Source organism: Streptomyces sp. Ru71 (assembly GCF_002920535.1).
Classification (GTDB): domain Bacteria; phylum Actinomycetota; class Actinomycetes; order Streptomycetales; family Streptomycetaceae; genus Streptomyces.
This window is the reverse complement of sequence record NZ_PQSS01000013.1, coordinates 86,163-104,133: the sequence shown is the minus strand read 5'-3', so window position 1 is coordinate 104,133 and position 17,971 is coordinate 86,163. Positions and strand designations below refer to the sequence as shown.

Below are 17,971 nucleotides of genomic sequence, written 5' to 3'. Positions count from 1 at the left end.
CAGCTGTCGCATCTGACGGCTGCCCAACCCAGCTCCCTTCTTTTCACACGCGACCTGCGCGCACGCACTCGTCGCACTCTTCCATCCGTTCCCTCGTGGAGACCTTCATGCCCATACGCGGCCATTTGCTCGCCGCCCGTATGCCCAGGCGCTTGGTCACCGGTACCGTCCTTGCTCTGTCGCTGGCCCTGTCGGCCAGCGCAGCCGAGGCGGTGCCCGTCCAGCCCAAGGCAGCCGGGCTGCCGGGATTGCCCGACAACCCCGACCCCGTGACCGGTAAGGACGCGGCGAAAGCGAAGCTTCGTCTCAAAGACCATGCACGCAAGTCCGCAGTCAAGACCCTCGCCCCCGCGGCCTGGCCGGGTGCGGGCAGCGCTGAGCTGACCCTTTCGTCGGCCGCGCCGCGCTCCGCCAGGAGCGCCCTCTCGTCGGCCGTTGCGAAGGCGGACATCGGTGGTCTCCCGGTCACGGTTGCCCCCGCCTCCGGAAAGAAGGCCGCGAAGGCAGCGCCGCCTGGGAAGGTGAAGATCGCCTCCCTCGGCTCGGCGAAGGCCACGCGCTGGGGCAGCGCCGCACTGCTGACCGTGCAGCGTCAGGACGCCGCCTCCGCCCCGGCTCCGCTGCGGATCTCGCTCGACTACTCGAAGTTCGCGGACGGTGCGGGCGGTGCCTACGGTTCCCGGCTGCGCCTGCTGGAGCTGCCGGCCTGCGCCCTCACCAAGGCCCCCGGCAGCGCGGGCTGCACCGCGGTCCCGAAGGCCGTGGAGTCGGTGAACAACCCAGGCGCCCGTACGGTCACTGCCGACGTGAGTGCCACGTCATCGAGCAGCGGCCCCACCGTGTACGGGCTGTCGGCCGGCGACTCCTCCTCCAAGGGGGACTACAAGGCCACCTCGCTCGCGCCGTCGGCGAGCTGGTCGGTGGCCAACTCCTCGGGTGGTTTCTCGTGGGACTACCCCCTGCGCACGGTGCCCACTCCGGGCGGGCTGGTGCCAACCATCGGACTGGGCTACTCCTCTCAGTCGGCGGACGGCCGTACCTCGGCCACCAACAACCAGGGCTCCTGGATCGGTGAGGGCTTCAGCTACGAGCCGGGTTATATCGAGCGCACGTACAAGCCGTGCTCGGACGACGGTCACGCCGACTCCAGCGAGCAGTGCTGGGCGTTCGACAACGCCACCGTCATGCTCAACGGCAGCGCCAGCACCCTGGTCAAGGACAACGCGAGCGGCAAGTGGCACTTCGCCTCGGAGAACGGCGCGAAGATCGAGCAGCTGACCAGCGCCGACTACGTCACCGGCAACGGTGACAACGACGGCGAGCACTGGAAGATCACCACGACGGACGGCACGGAGTACTACTTCGGCCTGAACCGTCTGCCCGGTTGGACCACGGGCAAGGAGGTGACCGCCTCCACCTGGACCGCGCCCGTCTTCGGTGACGACTCCGGTGAGCCCTGCTACAACGCGACCTTCACCAGCGCGTACTGCAAGCAGGCCTGGCGGTGGAACCTCGACTACGTCAAGGACCTCCACGGCAACGTCATGTCGTACTTCTATGCCGCGGAAACCAACTACTACGCGCTCAACGGCAAGACGGACGTCAACGGCACCGCCTACCACCGCGGCGGCTACCTCAAGCGCATCGACTACGGCCAGCGCGACAATGCCGTCTACACCACCAAGGCCCCAGCGCGGGTCTGGTTCACCACCGCCGAGCGGTGCATTCCGGAAACCACCACGGACGACCCCCCAATCGTCACCTTCGACTGCGCCCCGTCGAAGATGACGATGGCGAACGCCACGCACTGGCCCGACACCCCTGTCGACCGTGCCTGCGCCGCAAATACCAAGTGCACGGCCAGCCAGTCCACGCAGACCTTCTGGACGACCAAGCGGCTGGTGCGCATCACCACACAGATGAGCACCAGTTCCGTCGCCGGCGAATACGCCAACGTCGACGCCTGGACCCTGACGCACCTCTTCACCGACAACGGTGACGACACCAAGACCCTGTGGCTGTCCAAGATCGACCACGAAGGCAAGGTAGGCGGCAGCCTCACGATGCCCTCGGTCGAACTCGGCGGCACCCACCTGATGAACCGGGTCGACAGCGACACCGACAACACCGACCCCTTCCGGCGGCTGCGCCTGGCCACCGTGGTCAGCGAGACCGGCGCGCAGCTGGACATCACCTACGCGCCGCGGGAATGCACCCCGACGTCTTTGCCGAAGCCGGGTGAGTCCACCAAGCGGTGCTATCCGGTGATCTGGTCCCCGCCGGGCTCCATCGCGCCGAAGACGGACTGGTTCCACAAGTACGTCGTCCAGGACATCGTCCAGACCGACCGCACCGGCGGCGGGGACGACCTGGTCACCCACTACGCCTACCAGGGGGCGGCCGGCTGGCGGCACGCCGAGCCCGACGGCATCACCGACCCCAAATACCTGACCTGGAGCGAGTGGCAGGGCTACGGCAAGGTCACCGTCACCAGCGGCAACGGACAGACCAACGCCACCCGCATCGACTACACCTACCTGCAGGGCCTCAACGGCGACGAGCTGCCCGACGGCACCACCCGCACCGAGACCGTGACCGACTCCACCGGCAAGACATACACCGGGCACAAGGAGTTCACCGGCTTCCAGATCGAGGCCCAGACCTACAACAACGCCACCGGCGGCAAGGTCGTCGCCAAGACAATCAGCGAGCCGTGGAAGGGCAACACCGCCACCCAGACGCGGACCTGGAAAGACCCGGCCACCAACAAGGACGTCTCGGTCACCACCTACGCCACACGGGTCCTGTCGACGGTCAGCCGCGGCTACACCATCAAGCCCGACAACACCTGGATCGCCACCAAGACGAGGTACGCCTACGACCTGACGGCGCCCAACGGCCGGCTGACCAAGACCGAAGACCTCGGAGACGTCTCCACCCCGAGCGACGACACCTGCACCGCGCTGTGGTACGCCGACGACCCCACGCACAACCTCTACGACCTCCCCGCGCGCAGCGAGGCGCTCACCGTCGACTGCTCCACAACGCCGGACCGCGCAACGCAGGTCATGGCCGATGAGCGCACCACGTATGACGACTACGGCAACGCGGTCAAGACGGAGCGGCTGACCGCCCACGACGGCACCACCGGCACCTACCAGGTGACCGGCACCACGGAGTACGACATCTACGGCCGGCCCACGCTGCAAAAGGACGCGGAGCAGAACCCGACCACGATCGAGTACACCGACGTCAACGGCCTGCTGTCCCAGGCCAGAAGCACCAACGCTCTCGGTCACGTCACCACGACCGACTACAACCCGGCCTGGGGCATCTCAGCCGGCCAGACCGACCCCAACGGCAAGCGCACGGATCTGGCGTACGACGCGCTCGGCCGGCTGACCTCCGTCTGGCTCGCCGACCGCAGCAAGAGTTCCTCGCCTACGACGCCGAGCATCAAGTACTCCTACAACGTCCGCCGTGACCTGACCACCGTCGTCAAGACCGAAAAGCTGCAGAACGACGGCACCTACGGCGCGGAGTACCAGCACTACGACAGCCTGCTGCGCGCGCGCCAGCTGCAGACCGAAGGTGCGAACGGCAGCCGCATGGTCGCCGATGTCTTCTACGACGGCACCGGCAAGCCGAAGAAGACCAACGCCACCTACAACGCGGCCGGCGCCCCCTCCGACCAGCTGCTGACCGTCACCGACGGCCAGGTCGGCGCCCAGACCGCATACACCTACGACGGCCTGGGCCGCACCACCGCCGAGATATCCCTCATCGGGGGCGACGAGCAGTGGCGCACCACCACCATCTACGACGGCAACCAGACCCACGTCGACCCGCCCACCGGCAGCGTGCCCACCACCACGATCACCGACGCCCAGGGCCGGGTCAGCGAGCTGAGGCACTACCGTTCGGCCTCGCCCCAGCCCACCGGCCCCGCCCAGTACGACACCACCAAGTACACCTACACCCGGCGCGGCCAGCTGGAGACCGTCACCGACGCCAAGGGCAACGTCTGGCGCAACGAGTACGACCTGCTCGGCCGCAAGACCAAGAGCATCGACCCGGACGCCGGAACCTCGCAGACCGCCTACGACGCCCTCGACCGTCCCAAGTGGACGATCAACGGCAACAACAAGAAGATCTCCTACCAGTACGACAAGCTCGGCCGCCCCACCTTCACCTGGGAAGGAGAGGCCAACACCGGCACCAAGCTCACCGAGACCCGCTACGACCGGCCCGGATACCTCGGCGAGGCCTACGCCGAACTCCGCTACACCAGCCCCACCGAGTACTTCGCCAGCGTCGTACAGGGCCGGGATGCCATGTACCGGCCGCTGCGCACGGACTATGTGGTGCCGGCCTCTGAGGGCAATCTGAAGGGCACCTACACCTTCACGACCACCTACCAGCTGGACGGCACCGTCGACACGACCGGCATGCCGGCCGCGGGCGGCCTGCCCGTTGAGACGTTCGCCTACGACTACGACAGTCTGCAGCGTCCCGTCTCCATGACCAGCACGGTCTCCGACTACGTCACCGACACCCTCTACACCGAGAAAAGCCAGCTCAAGAGCCTGATGCTGTCCACAGGCAGCGGCAAGAAGGTCCAGCAGTCCTTCCTGTACGAGAAGGGCACCGACCGGCTCACCAACTCCACTATCGACATTGAGGGCATCACCACTCCGGCGAAGAAGTCGCAGTACTCCTACGACCAGGCCGGCAACATTCTCTCGATCTCCGACCTCGGCGGCACCACGCCGGACGTGCAGTGCTTCGCCTACGACTCCGGCCAGCGCCTGGCCGAGGCCTGGACCCCGGCAGCCACCCAGACCGAAGCCACCGGCTCCGGCACGGTCGGCGCCACCATGAACGGCAAGACCCCCAGCGCCTGCACCAACGCCCCCGGCACCAAGGCACTGGGCGGACCGGCACCGTACTGGAAGTCCTACACGGCCGACGCGATCGGCAACCGCACCCAGGACATCGTTCACGACACCGGCCTGGACGCGTCGAAGAACATCACGCGGACCTACAGCTACGGCGACAACGCTGGCCCGCACGCCCTCACCAAGGTCGTGGAGAACACCCCGACCGGCGACCGCCAGTCCCTCTACACCTACGACAAGGCCGGCAACACCGACACCCGCACCATCGGCGGCAACACCCAAACCCTCCAGTGGGACGCCGAGGGCAAGCTAGCCAAGACCACGGAAGCAGACGGCAAGGAGACGACGTACCTGTACGACGCCTCTGGCGACCGCGTCATACGCCGCGACGCCACCGCGACCACCGTCTACCTGCCTGGCATGGAGCTCAAGCTCCCCAAGGGCGGCACCGAAGTCCAGGCCACGCGCTACTACACCTTCGCCGGCCAGACCATCGCCGTCCGCGAAACCAACGGCACGCTGTCCTGGCTCGGATCCGACCATCAAGGCACCAGCAGCCTCGCCATCAACGCCACGACCGGAGCGGTCTCCCAGCGGCGCTTCGACCCCTACGGCGCCGAACGCGGCAAGCCCACCGGCACCTTCCCCGGAGAGAAGGGCTTCGTCGGCGGCACCCTCGACCTGCAAACCGGTCTGACACACATCGGGGCGCGTGAATACGACCCGGGCATCGGCAAATTCATCTCCGTCGACCCCATCATCGACTACACCAAGCCACAACAGATCAACGGCTACGCCTACGCGGGCAACAGCCCCGTTACGCTGTCTGATCCGTCGGGCCTGATGTACGACGAGTGCACGAAATATTACCGGCAGTGCTCCGGCGGACTCCCCGTCAACACCACGCCCGCGGAGAAGGCAAAGGACGACGAGGACAAGGCCGCTCGTGAGGTCGAGGGCGCCCAGCAGAACATCAATCACACCAAGCAGCGTCTCCAGAAGACGGTCAAGACCCTTGCCAAGATCGCCATGGAGGAACTGGGCGTCGATGCAGCCCTGGACTGTTTCTCCAGCGGTGACCTGGGAGCATGCGGCGAAACCGCACTCAACATCGCCGGCAGCTTCGCCGGCGGAATCGCCGGCAAACTCCTGCGTAAATACGGCAAGCCCTGGGACTGGGCCAAGGGCTGGAAACTCGTCAAACGCATCACCAGACTCGTCAACAAACTGATCAAGGGCGTCAAGGAACTCTGGGAAGACTCCAAAGCCCTCGGCAAGGCGAAAGACGCTCTAGCCGCAGCCCGTGCCAAGGTGAAGGACCTAGCCGGTAAAGGCTCGTGCACAGTCCCGCACAGCTTCCTGCCAGGCACCAAAATCCTACTCGTAGACGGCTCCACCAAAAACATCGAAGACATCGCCCTCGGCGACAAGGTCATAGTCACCGACCCCAAAACCGGCGAAACCACCGTCCGCGAGGTCGCCGGCACCATCGTCACCAAGGACGACAAGCACTTCGTCGACCTCACCATCACGACCAAGGCTGGCAAGCCTGCCGCACTGGTCTCCACCACGACCCACCCATTCTGGATCCCCTCCGAACACCGGTGGGTCGAAGCCGGCGACCTCAAGCCCGGCATGACGCTGCAGACGCCGTCCGGCGACAGCGTCACCCTCACCGCAACCCGCCACTTCGACGAGCACCAGCGCACCCACGACCTCACCATCACCGGCATCCACACGTACTATGTGCTCGCGGGAGCCACACCGGTCCTGGTTCACAACTGCGATGGCGTCCCTGACGTTGTGATCAGTAGGAGCGACTACCCGGAAACAGCGCAGCACGTCGAAGATGCACAAGCGGCTGGATATCCTGACCACTTGACAATCGATCGAAGCGGCGCAAAGCAGAGGCGCAAAGAATCGATGCGAGGTCACAAGACAGTGCCAGGAAAAGATCGCGACGAGTATCCGCCCGCGATGTTTGAAGAGGGTGGTACAGGCTCGAGCGTCCGGCCAATTGATCGCAGCGACAACAGAGGGGCCGGATCATCCATGGGGCACCAGTGTTCAGGATTGCCTGACGGAACCGTCGTTCACGTGGTGGTGTGTTAATGCGAGACTCGACCAGGAAACTCCTCGCGCTTGCCACGCCGCCACTGTCATCAGACAACCGCCCGTTTGAGCTGAGCAGCACTCTTGGCCGTCTGGGCGATGAGCTGTCAGAAGTACTGGAGACAGTGAACGGTTTCTACGCTTTCGAGTCGGCATTGCATGTATTTCCAACGCGCTCGACAACGGGCGCAATGGACCTCGAAAGATGGAACCATTCAGAGCTTTGGCGTTCCAGGTACAGAGGCATGGCAGATAGCTACCTCTTCTTCGCTGAAGACATCTTCGGTGGGCAGTTCGCAGCGAAGGACGGAACCGTCTTTTCGTTCGATCCGGAGACGGGCGAGGGACTTCCCATGGCTTCCAGTATCGACGAATGGGCAAGCCGCCTACTTGCCGACTTCGAAGTCGAGACCGGGTTCCCCTTGGCGCACGACTGGCAGGTCAGGAATGGGCCCATTCTTGAGGGGTTCCGCCTCCTACCCAAGACTCCATTCGTACTTGGAGGAGAGTACGAGGTAGAAAACCTCCATGCACTGGAATCCTCAAAAGGGATGAGACTGCGCGCGGAACTCGCTGTCCAGATCCGAGATCTCCCGGATGGGGCGATGATCAAGTATTCCGTCACCGATTGACGAGCCCTAGAGCATGACTGGATTGGAGGTCGGTGGCCGATGGTCTCCGACCTCCACGTAGGACGCATCCAAGCGTGCGACGTCCTGGGCTTCAAGGCTCCGTTTTCTACGGCGCAATCGTTAGTTGCGCCCGGCAGGTAACCGCGCCTGCGCGACGCAATGCACGCACGGGTTTCCCCGCGAGAGAGTAAGACTCTGGGCAGCGCACCACTACAGAGCTATGTTCAGACCACGCCAAGTCCTCTGTCCCAGGCGGATAACCGCTTGCCCGTCCGAGTACGAACGGCGGGCAAGCGGCATACCTCGAACGGCCTATAGGCCCCACATTCCCCGCCTAATCGGGCAACTTCAGGCGCTGCTTGCGCGGCTGCGGGAGCGGCGAGCGGAAGCCGTAAAGATCACAACCGAGGTCCTGCGGGTCCTCGGCCAGCGCACGGGAGAAGCCGCGGACTTGGCTGCTCGATTGGCCCAACCATGACGCAGGCAGGTGACGGTTGACGGCAAGCAGACGGGGTTGCCTTCGAAGTCGAGAAGTTCTGCCGGAGGGGCGCCCAGCGCGCTGGCGTCAATGAGTGGAACGCTAGCGCGCTGCTGTCCGCGCCCCGGGCGCCATCTCCGGCAAACTAAACCAAATCCTCAGCCCACTACCCTTGGCTACTGACCAGGACCAGGCGCAGTGCCGGACACCGCCGGCGCCGAGGACATCGACCCCCTGCAGCCGACGCTCAAGTACAACGGCGCAGGCCACCCAACGGGCACCACTCGCATGGGCGCCGACCGAGCTACCGCCGTCGTCAACGCCGACGGCCTCTCCCACGCCCATTCCAACCTCTGGGTCGTCGGCTCCGCGGTCTTCCCCACTGCTGGCACCGCCAACCCCACCCTCACCCTGGCCGCCCTCACCCTGCACACGGCGGACAAGCTCGCCGCCACCCTCTGAGAGCAACGCGGTGACTGTCACGGCGCGGCTGGTCATTGCCCGCCACAGCCAAGCCCGGTGCAACGTCGAAGGACGCGTCGGCGGCCCCAAAACTTGCACCGGACTCACCAGCACCGGCCACCACCAGGCGCATCTGTTGGCCGCCCACCTCGCCGCAGAGGCACAGGGCGGCGGGTCGGTCTTCGACGCCGTGCGTGCTGGGACCCGGCCACGCGTCCATGAGACCGGCACCATCCTCGCTGAAGCGCTCGACTTGCCGCTAATCACCGATCCCGGACTCGACGGGCCCGAGCACGGGGACGCCGACGGCCGGTCCTGGCGCGAAGTCGAAGACGCCTTCCAAGGCTCGCCCGACGCCCAACCCCAACCTCCGATCCTGTGGCCACCCGGCAGACCATGGCTCGTGGCTGGATGTCCACTACTTCCTGGTGGCCGCCGCTGCCGGGTCATGGGGAGGGCGTGCTGTACGCCTGGCAGGCAGTGCTGGTCCGGGGGTGCGGGATGGCCTGGTGTGTCTCGGCCAGGGCAGTGTGGCAGTCAAGAGCCATTCGACGCGGTCGGCGAAGCGGGGCTCGGGGATGGGGAGCTCCACGTTGGGATGGCGCCTGTAGTGGCGGGTGACAGTCTCCGCGACGTAGTTTGTCAGGGCGATGATGCGGTGGCGGCGGCGCCGGGGAGTGGCTCCGGGAGCCGTGGCGAGCCGGCTGAGGGTGCGCAGGAGCGTGGGGAGGCTGGCGTCGAAGCGGATCTCCTGGGGTGGGCAGGTGCCGGCCACCGTGAGCGTGTCGGTGTGGATGGTGGTCTCCAGTTGGGTCTGGCAGCGGTAGAAGTCCGCCGCGTGCTGTTCAGCGCGGGCTTGGTGGTAGAGGAACAGGGAGTAGCAGGCCAGGGCGTGGCCGTCGCCTGCGGCGTATTGCCACCAGAATCGGGCGCCGTCTTCGATGCCGGCGACGTGCAGGGCGCAGCCCAGTAGCCAGGCTGAGTGCAGGTCGGGGATCTGGTCGGTGAGGAAGTCCAGTGTGTTCGGGGTGAGGGTGGCGATGGCTGTCTCGCACAGCGCACGTAGGTGGTCAGCTGCGGCCTGGTCGGGGAGTTCGGTGGTGCTGGGCCGGGGGCTGGCCGGTGGCAGGTCGGTGGGGTAGGGGGTGTCTTCGTAGGGGACGGTGTCGTCGGGGACGTTGGGCTGGGGGTGGAGACGGGCGCGGGCGAGGAGCTGGTCGATGGCAGGCATGGCGCGCGGTTACTCCGGGTTCGGGGTGCTGATGATGGTTTCGATGGTGGCGCGGGCGTGGTGGTCGACGGCGTGGGTGAGGGCGGGGGTGATGCCGAGGGTGTGGGCGATCTGGTCGTCGGGCATTCCGCACAGGTAGCGCAGGACGGCAAGGTCCATCTGGTCGGTGGGCAGGCGGGTGATGGCGCTGAACAGGTCGATGAGCTCGGTCAGGCCGACGAAGTGGCCGGGGTCTGTGGTGTGGTCGTGGACCTCGCTGGTGGAGAAGACGGCGGCGCGCAGGTCGGGACGGCCGTCGGTGTGGCGGGCGGCGCGGATCATGACGCGGGAGCGGAACAGGCGCCAGGTGTAGCGGTAGACGTTTGCGCTGGCGGCGGCCTGGTTCCAGTACAGCCAGAGGATGTCGAAGGCTTCGGCGACCACCCACCGGGCGCGTTGGTCTGTGAGGAGGAAGGCGCGCGCGTAGGAGGTGTAGGTGTCCTGGACGTCCTCGGTGAGTGCCCGGTAAGGCAGGGGCGGGGCTTCGCCGTCGTGGGCGACCTGCTTTATGGAACGGCGGATCCAGTCGTTGTCCTTGTGGGCTTCGCGGGCAGCTGCGGTCCACAGTCGGCGCAGGGGCTGGGTGGGCAGACCCAGGGCGCGAGTGACGCTGAAGGTGATCTCCCATGGTGGGTAGTAGCCGTTGCCCCGAAGGAGTTCGCTGATGCGGGTCTTGGAGTACCCGGAGCGGTCGACGAGGTCGTCGAGGGTCAGGCCGCTGGCGAACAGGACACTGCGTACGGGTTCGAGCCAGGCGCGGTGGGATGGGCCGGCGGCTGGGGAGATGGGTGCTGGAGGCCGGCCACGTCTGGCCGTGGGTACTGGCGGGGGTTGTGCCTCTTGGGAGTGCGTCACCGTGCCGCCTCCTCGCCGTCGTGTCCGGCGGGGGCGGCGTCGATGGGGTCAGCGGCGGTGCGACCAGGGCGGTCGTATGCCGTGATGGCCTGGACGATCTGCTGAACGAGCAGGCCCAGGGAGGGCAGTAGGACCGCGGCCGCAGCCGCATGTCCCAGCACGATCATGACCGTGCTCCATGTGAGGACCACCGCCAGGACGGCGGCGGTCACCACCTTCTTCGACATGCGCTCAAGGTTTCTGTGATGACGGTAGGCAGTAACTTCCCTTCCTGCAGGCGGTGCTGAAGCGCCATCAGGAAGGACCGCCAGAATGACCCCACCTTGGCTTGCCACGCCACGTGATCAAGGAGTTACGGAACAATGGCCTGATGCGCCACGGTGCGCTACCCCCCGCCACCCTGATCACGGAGCCAGAACTCAGCAAATTCAGCACTTTGGGGCGGATACATCACTTTCACCCCTTGGCGCTACGGCATCAGTCATCATGGAAGGCATAGGCGCCCTTCGACGCCGCGCTCCCGTGCGGCCCCCTGTGCTGAGAACCAACCAAGAGGGGGCCGCACGGTTGGAGGGTGTCCGGCTGATCATGGGCGGAGCCGGATCGAGGCGAGGGTGGCGGTCCCGTGGACGATGCAGGGCGCGGGACGCGGGTATCGCGGCGCATTGCGAGGCTGAACAGACCGGCTCTCGTCCGCTGACGGTGGTAAGTGCAGGGCCTCGATGGCGGGGACGATCAGGGCGCGAGCGTCCGCGCCCTACACGGCCACGGTGCGCAGCTCCTCGAAGACACGCAGGTAGAGGGCGATTTCGGAGGGCTGGGTGATTCGCACCCGGGCCGAGACGAGTTCGACCGAGACGAGCTGGTCGTCGTAGATGTGGAAGGTCTCCCGGGGCCACTGCGTGCGCTCGGCGGTACGGCTCGGGATGATACCGAGGGACACCTGCGGTAGGGCGCCGGCCGTCGGCAGGTGGCCGAGCTGGGCGGCCATCCCATCGGCGTTGCAGACCTGGTAGTGCGGGGCCGCCTCCTCGATGACGACGACGAACCGGTGGCCTGGCTGGCGGATGATGTGGGACTGCTCCACTCGGGCGCGGGCGGCGTCGGCGCTGTCGTCGACGGAACTCGCCCGGCTGCTCGGGGTGTACGCGTCGCGGGTGATGACGCCGCGCGGATCGACCGCGATGACGGGCCGGGAGCTGATGACCGCGCTGCATCGGCCGACCCGATCTCACCGCGCGCCTGGAGCGCGAGGTGAAGAGGCGGTGGCAGCCGCAGATCCGGGCCAAGGCCAGGGCGGCGAGCACGGGCGGCATCGTCATCGACACGCGGGCCCGCTTGGGCTACACCGCGCTGATCGAGTCGACGGACGAGGACCGCATCCGGCATCTGACCGTCGCCCTGCCGCCCGTCTACGCCGCACGCCTCTTCGAGCCCCAGGAGGCCGGCGCCAGCGACGCCCGGCTCCAGGAGATCGCGGCCGAAGCGCTCAGGGAGGTGTACTTCCAGGACGGCGGCCGCCGTGCCGGCCAGCTGGAGGAGGTCCGCTTCACGGACATCGAGCACCTCGAGTTCGACCTGTAGCAGCCGCGCGCCCCGAGCAGCCCGCGAGCCCGGTGTGACTGAGCGCTTCGGTTGGCGAGTGAGCGCTTTGCTTGGCGGGCTGTGCGCTGGGTGATCGAGGACTTCGGTGTGACGCTCGGCGTAGGTGTCGAGGTACCTCGTCACCCTCACAACTGAGGTCGTGACGTGAGCGGAGCAGGCGCCTTGGCGACCCTGTGAAGGCTCCTTGGACGAGAGGTATGCCTCTCCGGTAGGTCTCTCACTACCAGCCTTCCCCCTGCGGCAAGATCGAGTGGGACCGGACGGCGCGGAGTAAAGGACCTGGGGCATGGGCGGGGGAACGCGGTGGCTGAGTCGGTTGTACGTGGCGGTGGTGCTGCTGGCCGTGACCGGAGTCCTGTGGGCTTGGGGCGTGGACCGGGTCGACGCCGTGGGCAAGGTGATCGGTGTGGTGACCGCGCTGCTGGGCCTGCCGCCGCTGGTGTTTACAGCCTTCCGGCTGCGGTGGGGAACACCGGGACCCGGCAGTGTCTCACTCGGGGAAGCCGCTGACATGCTGGCAGAAGCGGCGCGGCGCCAGTGGGAGGCGGAGACCCGGGTCCGGCGACTGAACGATCCGTACCCGCTGCCCGTTGCATGGGAGGCGGCCGATCCCGACTCGGCGGAAGACTGGGCCCTGTTGCGCGCCGCTGCTGAGCAAGCCCCCGGCGGCCCGTCGAACGATCCCAGCCGCTGGGCCGACGGCCCCGAGGGGCTCAACGGCTCAGGGAACGACATCGAGGAGGTCTTCCTCCAGCGCATCCCGACACGCAGACTTGTGGTTCTTGGGGAGCCGGGCGCCGGCAAGACGATGCTGTTGATCCGGCTCCTGCTTGCGTTGCTCAGCCCTGCTCACCGCGAGCCAGGCGGCCCCCTGCCGTTTCTGTTCCCCTTGGCTACCTTCGACCCGACGCGCCAGGACCTGCGCGCCTGGATGACCCACCAGCTGATCCGGGAGTATCCGATGCTTGGATCCCCCGCCGCAGGCATCGGCGCGGGATCCGGGCTGCGGGACGACTCCCTGGCCCGCGCCTTGATCGACAACGGGTTAGTGATCCCTCTCTTCGACGGTCTGGACGAGCTGCCCCGTGCTGTCCGTCCCCACGCCCTGCAGTCGCTCAACGAGGCGCTTCCTGCCCAGCACCCACTCGTTCTGTCCAGCCGCACCGCAGAATACGGGCAGGCCCTCGCACCGGCACGGAACGCCACCGTCGTACGGCTGAACGGCGTTGCCGGGATCGTCCTCAAGCCCCTCAACGCCGCCGTGGCCACCGCTTACCTGAGCCGGGACGCCGGGGAGGGAACCGGCCGGAACGCCGGCCGCTGGTCCAGGACAGCGAACGCGCTGCAGGACGACCCCGGCTCGCCGCTGGCGCAGGCACTGAGCACCCCGCTCGGACTCTTCCTGGCCCGTACCATCTACAACCCGCGTCCGGGCGAATCAACCGCTGAGATCCCCCACCCCGACGCCCTCCTCGACATCGACCGGTCCTCCCGGGCCGCTGTTGAACATCACCTTTTCCGCGCGTTCCTTCCGGCTGCCTACCGCCCCCACCCCTCCCACCCCTGCCCCTGGAGTCTGGAGCAGGCCGAGCGATATCTGGCCTTCCTCGCCCGTCACTTGGAGGACACTCTGGCCGGCAGTCCTCACATCGCCTGGTGGCAGCTTTCGGCGTCCTTCCCGACCCGCCGTCTGATACTCGCACTCGGTTTCGCCGGCCTGCTCACCAGCCTGCTCGCCGGTCTCCTCCTTGGCTGGCCGGTGCTGGGCGGCGGCATCCTGGTGGTGGCCCTCCTCTGCGCCAGCGCCACGGCAGGCGCCCTGTTCACCCCTGTGCACGAGCACTCGGGGCCCAACATCCGCATTGGCTGGCTGCCCAACATCTTCGTCGTTGTGGGAGCCGGCTCCGGGCTCGTGGCTGGGCTGGTACTCGGCCTGCCGTTCGGCCTGTGGAACGCGGTCACGACCGCGGTGGGTGCCGCCCTGGTCGGTGGTCTCGCGGGCGGGTTGAGCGCCGGCGTCCCTACAACTTCCGCCGCGCTCAGTCCGCATGATCTCCTGACCGTCGACCGCCGGGTGTTCATCGGCCTGTGGATCACCGGCGCCCTCGCTGCCGGCTCCGTCGTCGGACTCGGTACCCGTTGGCAGCTTGGAGTCCTGTGCGGCCTGGCCTTCGGTACTTTTCTGGCCACAGGCGGTGCAATGTGGTGGCGATACTCAACGGCACGCATGCTGCTGGCCGCCCAACGGCGTCTCCCATGGCGTCTGATGCGCTTCCTGGCAGACGCTCACGTACGCCGGGGAGTCCTGCGCCGTGTAGGTACCGTCTACCAATTCCGCCACCTCACCCTGCAACGCCATCTGGCCCGCCGGGACGTCTCCTAGGCGCACGGGCGGATCGGCTAAAACGGCCAACTCAAGCGCCCAGTAACACCCGGACCGACTGATCGGTCCGGGCTCGCTTGCGTATCCGTGAGGGGTTGGATGTTCATGAACGCGATGCCATGCTCAGCGTCGCCGCCAGCCTTCGGTCATCCGCTGGTGGCGGGGCCGGGAGAGGGCAGGTCCTGACATGTTGATCTTGTAGCTGTCCGAGTAGTGGCTGGTGACCAGGTAGCCCTGGCCGGCGTCGTCCCAGAACGGGCATGGGTCTCCTAGCCGGAGGTCCGCCACACCACCGTCAGCGGATGCCACGGCCCGGACGGCGAGGGGGCCGACGTCATGAAGAAGCCCCCGCCTGGGTGTTGAAGTACACCCAGTACCGGCCCGCGTGATAGCGGATGGCCCCGGCCCACACACCACGGACGAAGCGGTTCATCTGCTCCCAGTTCAGATCGCACGTTCGTCACGCCATGCTCGGTATTGGCCGCTTCTGCAACGTCCCCTCTGCGGGCAGAGCCCCAGAAAAAGTTGACCGACTCGGCAATTCGATCATTTAAGAGACAATCCGGGCGAGACCCTGACACCATACAACCCATTTGCCAGCAAATTACCTACGGGAGGTCAGTCACCGTGAAGCCGGAAACGCCTACGTCGCGAAGACAGGGCACAACTCTGGACAAATACCATTCGAAGTCCACGAAGCCACTTCCGTCTCCGCGAAGAACTGTGTTTCTTATCGGCTCAAGGCTCACCGATTCACCGAAGGAGTGCACGAGAAACGATCCACCTACACCCGAATCCCCCAAGGTGAAAATTACTGCACAGGAGCCGTGTCCGACGCGCGCGGCCTCCAAGGCCTGCACGACAGTTTCAAGATCGCCGATATCCGCAGTCACCCAGTCGAACATGTCAGGATCGGTCAAGTAGCTAATAGCGTCGCCGTCTTCCTACCGATCGCCAGCTCCGCGAGATCGACCAGTCCTCATCGGGGCCGAAACGTGCCATTTGGAGCCCGGCCGGAAGGACTTCCGGCCGGGCTCCAAAATTCATTGCACGGAGAAGCTGAGGTGTGGTGCGGGCTAAGAAGAACCCGCACCACAGGATCTCAGCCTGTCACCCTCCAGGGAGGATCACATCGGTCGGCGGCCAGCAATCACATGCAGTTGAAGGAGCCACCATCGGAACTGCGCTGTGCTCGGGTTCAACCAAGAACTACTCTCTTGAAACGAAGACACGAACCTGTTTTGGGCGTCCGACTGTAAACGTCTCATCGGCTAGAGACTCGGCGACTTCAGCCAGTACCGAACATGCGTCCTCAAATCCCTCCGGAGAATCCTCGAAAAAATGCAACGAGTCTTCCCAAATGATCGCCAGTTTCTGGTCATCGGTTGAGTAGATCCCGCCCCAGAGCGAATCAGAAAGCGCGTCCAAGCTTTGCGAGCCTACCACCGGGGGATCCAACGGAAGTACCGCGCGAACGGCGTTGAAGAATGCCGCGCGACCCGTACCACCGGCAGTGGTCATGGAGTACACGCAATAACCCTGCCGGGCGACACTACTCGCAAGAGAATAGATTTCATCACCACGGACCCACGTAAGCCCTGACTTAAAACCCGTCATGCCCGATCACCGAACCTGAACAAATGCCGGATCTCCGGAATCACCATAGTGCGTCCATGTGTCGTACGTCTCACCCGTCTGATCGTTGCGGACCACGCGAAGAGGGCCAGCCCCTGGAGTGCCGGGTGGCGGCTCCACACGATACTCGCGGTAGGGAGAGCTGGCCCCCTGCCCACCAGGCAACTTTCCTTCTCGATTCCTAAATGGAATGCCCCATCTCCTTGCGGTCGGACCAGTAGGGACTGTTCCCGTGGCGGCGAGGCCGAGGAAGGCTTCGTGGATGTCGTCGCGTCTCTCCCAGCGGATACGCAGGCGGCGGCAGACGTGCAGCCAGGAGATCGTCCGCTCGACGACCCAGCGCAAGATGCCCAGGCCGGGACTGTGCGGCTGCCCGCGCTCGTCGATCACGGGCCAGATGCCCCGCTGCCAGAGCAGGCGCCGGTACTTGTCGTGGTCGTAGCCTCGGTCGGCGAAGAGTATGTCAGGCCGTCTGCGTGGCCGCCCGACGGCGCTGGCAACCGGCGGGGACCTTGTCCAGCAAGGGCAGGAGCTGAGTGACGTCGTTGCGGTTGCCGCCGGTCAGCGACACCGCGAGCGGGACGCCCTGCCCATCGGTCAGGACGTGGTGCTTGCTGCCCGGCCGTGCGCGGTCGACCGGGCTGGGACCGCTTTTGGGCCCCGCCGCGCCGCCCGCACATGCGAGGAGTCGATCACCGCCCGAGACTAGTCCAGCTTCTTCGCCGACCGCAGCTTCTTCAGCAGCACCACGTGCAGTTCGTCCCACACACCGGCCTCGTTCCAGGCGGCCGGGCGCCGCCAGCAGGTCATGCCCGAACCGAAGCCCAACTCCTGCGGCAGGTACTCCCACTGGATCCCGGTGTGCAGCACGAACAAGATCCCGCACAATGCTTGCCGGTCCGGCACCCGAGGCCGGCCTGCGACCAGCTTCGGGCCTGGCTCGGGCAGCAACGGCTCGATCAACGACCACAGTTCATCCGAGACGATCCACGGCCTCGGCTGGTGCTTCCCCACGGCTACACCAACGAACAACCGAACCGGCAGTCACATGATCATCAGCTTCTGTTAGGACCTCTAAGACGGAGCAGGCCTCGCCATGAGGCGGTTTCGCTTGGGTCACGGCGGGGCGAGTGATGGCGGCCGTTCCCGGGTGCCACCCTGGTGCGATGCGATCTGGAACCCTGGGTACGGAGTTTCGGGTGCGAGGCGGTAGTCGACGCTGACGACCAGAGCCGGTCCTCCTGGGCACCGTCGTCGACGAAGGAGCCCGGCGACACCAGCGCCTTCTCCACCAGGACGTGGAAGGCGTCCGTGTCGGTCGCGGCCAGCAGCGCCGAATGGTCCGTCCAGGCGAGATGCGCGATCTGGTGGGCGACGCTCCAACCGGGCGCCGGGGTGGCGAGCGCCCACTGCGCGGCTTTCAACTCGGCCACCAGCCGGTCGAGTTCCTCGCTCTTCTCTCGCAGGTCGTCGAACACGGGCGTCGGATCGGACACGGGACGCTCCCCTCGGGCATGGCAGCGCCGAAGAAAACAAGCAAGCAAGCATGCTTGCATAATTGTGGCCGTTCGGTGCACAACCCGGGGCGAAGGCTGCGCGGAACCTGTGTGCTCAATACACTCGGCGATCGCGGCCATCGCG

The 17,971-nt window shown here is 66.2% G+C and carries 9 protein-coding genes and 5 pseudogenes; 6 read left to right on the top strand and 8 right to left on the bottom strand.

What is annotated here, in order from left to right; translation table 11 throughout:
• Window positions 1-521: 521 nt before the first annotated feature.
• The 4 genes and pseudogenes from C3489_RS11210 to C3489_RS40010 all read left to right on the top strand — a co-directional run.
• Entirely contained in the window at window positions 522-7,010 is a 6,489-nt protein-coding gene (locus C3489_RS11210; protein ID WP_103781597.1) for a polymorphic toxin-type HINT domain-containing protein, read from the top strand.
• Entirely contained in the window at window positions 7,010-7,642 is a 633-nt protein-coding gene (locus C3489_RS11205; RefSeq protein ID WP_181139631.1) for an SMI1/KNR4 family protein, read from the top strand. Before C3489_RS11210 ends, C3489_RS11205 begins: the two co-directional genes overlap by 1 nt.
• Before the next feature lie 676 nt (window positions 7,643-8,318).
• Entirely contained in the window at window positions 8,319-8,582 is a 264-nt protein-coding gene (locus C3489_RS11200; protein ID WP_219821944.1) for a GMC family oxidoreductase, read from the top strand.
• 10 nt (window positions 8,583-8,592) lie between these two features.
• A pseudogene (locus C3489_RS40010) lies at window positions 8,593-8,943 on the top strand (histidine phosphatase family protein); the annotation flags it as partial.
• 57 nt (window positions 8,944-9,000) lie between these two features.
• Here C3489_RS40010 and C3489_RS39305 read toward each other — a convergent pair.
• The 4 genes and pseudogenes from C3489_RS39305 to C3489_RS11180 all read right to left on the bottom strand — a co-directional run.
• Window positions 9,001-9,813: a hypothetical protein gene (locus tag C3489_RS39305; RefSeq protein ID WP_258054643.1), complete on the bottom strand. Its 813-nt coding sequence runs from the start codon at window positions 9,811-9,813 to the stop codon at window positions 9,001-9,003.
• A gap of 9 nt (window positions 9,814-9,822) precedes the next feature.
• Entirely contained in the window at window positions 9,823-10,707 is an 885-nt protein-coding gene (locus tag C3489_RS11190) for a helix-turn-helix domain-containing protein (RefSeq protein WP_103781596.1), read from the bottom strand.
• Complete coding sequence (locus C3489_RS11185) at window positions 10,704-10,934, bottom strand: hypothetical protein (RefSeq protein ID WP_103781595.1); 231 nt, start codon at window positions 10,932-10,934, stop codon at window positions 10,704-10,706. Before C3489_RS11185 ends, C3489_RS11190 begins: the two co-directional genes overlap by 4 nt.
• A 530-nt stretch (window positions 10,935-11,464) precedes the next feature.
• Window positions 11,465-11,827 (bottom strand): annotated as a pseudogene (locus C3489_RS11180) (Scr1 family TA system antitoxin-like transcriptional regulator); the annotation flags it as partial.
• A gap of 101 nt (window positions 11,828-11,928) precedes the next feature.
• Between C3489_RS11180 and C3489_RS11175 the strand changes: the two are divergent.
• Both C3489_RS11175 and C3489_RS11170 read left to right on the top strand, forming a co-directional pair.
• Window positions 11,929-12,291, top strand: a pseudogene (locus tag C3489_RS11175) (XRE family transcriptional regulator); the annotation flags it as partial.
• 343 nt (window positions 12,292-12,634) lie between these two features.
• On the top strand, window positions 12,635-14,695 hold the full coding sequence (locus tag C3489_RS11170) for an NACHT domain-containing protein (protein WP_146075307.1): 2,061 nt from the start codon (window positions 12,635-12,637) through the stop codon (window positions 14,693-14,695).
• A gap of 1,209 nt (window positions 14,696-15,904) precedes the next feature.
• Here the strand turns inward: C3489_RS11170 and C3489_RS11160 are convergent.
• The 4 genes and pseudogenes from C3489_RS11160 to C3489_RS11150 all read right to left on the bottom strand — a co-directional run.
• On the bottom strand, window positions 15,905-16,216 hold the full coding sequence (locus C3489_RS11160) for a barstar family protein (protein ID WP_181139628.1): 312 nt from the start codon (window positions 16,214-16,216) through the stop codon (window positions 15,905-15,907).
• Between the two features lie 102 nt (window positions 16,217-16,318).
• Window positions 16,319-16,594 carry a ribonuclease domain-containing protein gene (locus C3489_RS40005; protein WP_374936732.1) on the bottom strand — a complete coding sequence of 92 codons (276 nt, stop codon included), beginning with the start codon at window positions 16,592-16,594 and terminating at the stop codon, window positions 16,319-16,321.
• Window positions 16,568-17,344, bottom strand: a pseudogene (locus C3489_RS11155) (IS5 family transposase); the annotation flags it as partial. The pseudogene C3489_RS11155 and the gene C3489_RS40005, both read right to left, overlap by 27 nt.
• A 224-nt stretch (window positions 17,345-17,568) precedes the next feature.
• A pseudogene (locus C3489_RS11150) lies at window positions 17,569-17,826 on the bottom strand (maleylpyruvate isomerase N-terminal domain-containing protein); the annotation flags it as partial.
• Window positions 17,827-17,971 lie beyond the last annotated feature (145 nt).

Excerpts from the sequence above, each read along its gene's own strand:
- C3489_RS11205 (WP_181139631.1), top strand. The coding sequence starts at position 7,010 with ATGCGAGACTCGACCAGGAAACTCCTCGCGCTTGCCACGCCGCCACTG.
- C3489_RS39305 (WP_258054643.1), bottom strand. The coding sequence starts at position 9,813 with ATGCCTGCCATCGACCAGCTCCTCGCCCGCGCCCGTCTCCACCCCCAG.
- C3489_RS11185 (WP_103781595.1), bottom strand. The coding sequence starts at position 10,934 with ATGTCGAAGAAGGTGGTGACCGCCGCCGTCCTGGCGGTGGTCCTCACA.
- C3489_RS11160 (WP_181139628.1), bottom strand. The coding sequence starts at position 16,216 with ATGACCACTGCCGGTGGTACGGGTCGCGCGGCATTCTTCAACGCCGTT.